Consider the following 3157-nt stretch of genomic DNA (forward strand, 5'->3'; position numbering starts at 1 on the left):
TTTTTTATAATGTCGAAACGAGTTTTTGAAGCGCCTCTTTGAGCGGTGTCACCGGACGACCGAGCACCAACTCAAAGTCATTTGATTCGACTTCGAGTGACCCGTTGCGGATACTGTCTTGAATACCGACGACGATCGGGATCACCCCTTCCGGCACACCGGCACCTCGCATGACGTCGGCGTACGCCTCAGCACTAACTTCTTGGAGTTTGACCTCACGGCCGAGTACGTCACTGAGCGCTTCGACGAGTTCGGCTTGCGTATGGAGCGGTCCTGACAATTCGAAGATGTTTTGCTCGAAATCATCTGCCATGAGGACGTTCGCCGCTGCTTCGGCGTAGTCTTGTTGCAACGCCCAACCGACTTTCCCGTCACGGGCCGCTGTCACCCAAGGGGCACCGGCGAGCACGCCTTGAATGCCACCGAGTTCGTTCTCTAAGTACCAGTTGTTGCGCAGGAATGCGTGCGGGATCCCGGTTCGTTCGATCGCCTCTTCCGTCTCGACGTGCGGTGGTGCCATGAGATTTTGACTCTCTGTCGCATCGGCGAGGCTCGTATAGGCGATGAACTTGACCCCGGCCCGCTTCGCTGCTTCGACCGCGTTCGCGTGTTGACGGATGCGCGTATCGTTGTCACCGTCCGCCGAGATGATGAGCAACCGCTCGACACCTTGGAACGCTTCGTCGAGCGTCTCCGGTTGATCGAAGTCGCCGTGACGAACGTCGACTCCTTTTGCTTTCAGCGCTCCCGCTTTCTCCGGGTTACGGACACTGACCGCAAGTTCGCTCGCCGGTATCGACTCGAGCAACACCTCGACGATTTTTGAACCGAGTTTCCCGGTCGCACCTGTGACTAAGTATTTCATGATTCGTTTCCTCCTTCTCAACCTGTAATTAAATCAGTTACATGTAATCATAATAGTTACAGCATCTTCATTTGTCAATTGTTTGTTCCCTGTTATACTGAAGATGTAACCAATCTGCTTACATGATTGTTCAGAAAGGTGGTGGCTTATGACCATCAGTAGCCGTTTTGCGGTCGGCATTCATATCTTGACGTTGATCGAGTTCAATCAAGACGGGGTCACTTCGTCTGACTTTTTAGCCGGGAGCGTCAATACGAATCCCGCCCTCATCCGTAAAATCATGGCGATGCTAAAAAAAGCCGGATTGATCGAGGTCAAACCCGGCGTAGCTGGTGCGAAGCTCGCTAAAGGCTTGACCGATATCTCGCTGTATGACGTCTATCGCGCCGTCAGCGTCGTCGAGGAGAATGAACTGTTCAGTATCCATGACAACCCGAACCCGGCATGTCCGGTTGGCCAAAATATCCAAGCGACAATCGAACCGATCTTCATCAACGCCCAAACGGCGATGGAATCTGTGTTGAAGCACGTGACACTCGCCGACGTCGTCCAAGACGTGGCAACACAAAGACAGGGAAACCACTGAGGCTTCCCTGTTTTTGTCAGTCTCGCTATCATTGAGATCCCCTTCATAAAAATAAGTTCTAACGACCTCAAAAGTTTAGATTGTTGCAAATTCGGTTATATTATTTATAAAGATTCGAAACGAGGAGGAATTAGACGTATGTCTGAAAATAAACAAAACGGTAAGTATGACCACATCATCGATCAAGTCGCGGCCAAGGCGAAAGAAGTCACCGGGAAAATGAACGATGATAAAACGACCAACCAACGAAGCGGTGAAGGACATTCCGACTCCTTGACGGATAAAGTCAAAGGCGTCTTCAACCAATTTCAAAAACGCAAAAAATAAGACGAAGGGCTTCCTAGCAAAACAGCTAAGAAGCCTTTTTTTATGTGACTGTGCCATTTTCCAGCCCTTCCCATAGCCCCAACAGGTTCGATTTCTCCTCGCTTTGTTTTAATGCGAAATACGAATCCTCTTTACTTTGAGTTCATACGAACTTATAATGATAATATAAAGTTCAAATGAACCTATAAGGAGGAATTATTGTTGACCCTACTCATCGCCTTTTTGGCACTCGTCATCTTCATGCTCGCGCTTGACCTCGGGGTGTTCCACCGCAAGGCACACGAAGTCTCGCTCCGTGAGGCATGGACATGGACGTTCGTTTGGATCGGGATCGCCATTGCGTTTGGTGGTTGGTTGTTCTACTCGCAAGGCAGCACGGTCGCGACCGAATATGCGAGCGTCTACTTCATCGAAAAGGCACTCGCCATCGATAACGTGTTCGTCTTCTCGCTCGTCTTCGCCTATTTCGCGATCCCACTCAAATATCAGCATAAAGTGTTGTTCTGGGGCATCCTCGGTGCGATTCTCTTCCGGGCCGTCTTTATCGTCGCTGGTGTATCGCTTCTCGAGAACTTCGGTTGGGTCTATTACGTGTTCGGCGCTTTCCTCGTCTATACGGGTTGGATGATGTTCAAGAATATCGGCAAAGACGAGTCGCTCGAGGACAACAAGACGATCAATTGGTTAAAGAACCACTTGCCACTCACGCAAGACATGTCGTCAGGGAAGTTCACGAAGCGCATCAACGGTAAGCTGTTCTTCACACCGCTCTTCATCGCGCTCATCTTCATCGAACTGTCGGACATCGTCTTCGCCGTCGATTCGGTCGCAGCCAGCTTCGCCTACTCACGTGATCCGTATATCATCTTCTACGCGAACATTATGGCGATCCTTGGATTGCGTAGCCTCTACTTCGTCCTCGCCAACTTGATTGATCGCTTCTACTATTTGAAGCATGGGCTCAGCTTCATGCTCGTCTTCATCGGGACGAAGATGATTTTCGGTGACGTCTACAAGATGCCGATCTGGATGTCGCTCGGTGCGATCGTACTCGTCATCTTGATCAGTGTCGTCTATAGTTTTTACAAAACGAAACCAAATTCGCAGAAAAACGTATCATAAAGAAACACATGCTAGCTAGATCTCGTCGTTAGGTGTATCTCGTCTAAAATCCGGGTAAATTATTGGTCTAGCAAACAAAGAAAAGGTGGTTGTAAATGTTTGACCGTATGGGTGATGTGAGTATTGGACTCGTCTTCGGGATCGTGTTGATGTTTTTGTTCAACAGTCTATGGGGACTTGGAGTTGGGGTGATGTTAGGATTGTTCTTCCTCGTCAAACCGCCGTACCAGAAAATATATACCGCAAATACGCTAAAC

General features: G+C 49.3%; 4 protein-coding genes. 3 read left to right on the forward strand and 1 reads right to left on the reverse strand.

Annotation, left to right across the window (positions count from 1 at the left end; genetic code table 11):
• Window positions 1–4: 4 nt before the first annotated feature.
• Window positions 5–865, reverse strand: coding sequence for an SDR family oxidoreductase (locus tag A6395_RS05920; RefSeq protein WP_071398310.1), 861 nt, complete (start codon window positions 863–865; stop codon window positions 5–7).
• A 148-nt stretch (window positions 866–1013) separates the two neighbouring features.
• On the opposite strand from A6395_RS05920, the gene A6395_RS05925 reads away from it, so the two are divergent.
• The 3 genes from A6395_RS05925 (at window position 1014) to A6395_RS05935 (ending at window position 2900) form a co-directional block, all read left to right on the forward strand.
• Window positions 1014–1451, forward strand: coding sequence for an Rrf2 family transcriptional regulator (locus A6395_RS05925; RefSeq protein WP_070328136.1), 438 nt, complete (start codon window positions 1014–1016; stop codon window positions 1449–1451).
• A 138-nt stretch (window positions 1452–1589) separates the two neighbouring features.
• On the forward strand, window positions 1590–1778 hold the full coding sequence (locus tag A6395_RS05930) for a hypothetical protein (protein WP_071398311.1): 189 nt from the start codon (window positions 1590–1592) through the stop codon (window positions 1776–1778).
• Window positions 1779–1979: 201 nt separating this feature from the next.
• Window positions 1980–2900 carry a TerC family protein gene (locus tag A6395_RS05935; RefSeq protein ID WP_084812971.1) on the forward strand — a complete coding sequence of 307 codons (921 nt, stop codon included), beginning with the start codon at window positions 1980–1982 and terminating at the stop codon, window positions 2898–2900.
• Window positions 2901–3157: the final 257 nt, after the last annotated feature.

This window comes from Exiguobacterium sp. SH31 (assembly GCF_001816105.1).
In the GTDB taxonomy this organism is placed as follows: Bacteria; Bacillota; Bacilli; order Exiguobacteriales; family Exiguobacteriaceae; genus Exiguobacterium; species Exiguobacterium aurantiacum_A.

What these genes read in the sequence shown, in the direction of transcription:
- A6395_RS05920 (WP_071398310.1), bottom strand. Translation starts at nt 865, where the DNA reads ATGAAATACTTAGTCACAGGTGCGACCGGGAAACTCGGTTCAAAAATC.
- A6395_RS05930 (WP_071398311.1), top strand. Translation starts at nt 1,590, where the DNA reads ATGTCTGAAAATAAACAAAACGGTAAGTATGACCACATCATCGATCAA.
- A6395_RS05925 (WP_070328136.1), top strand. Translation starts at nt 1,014, where the DNA reads ATGACCATCAGTAGCCGTTTTGCGGTCGGCATTCATATCTTGACGTTG.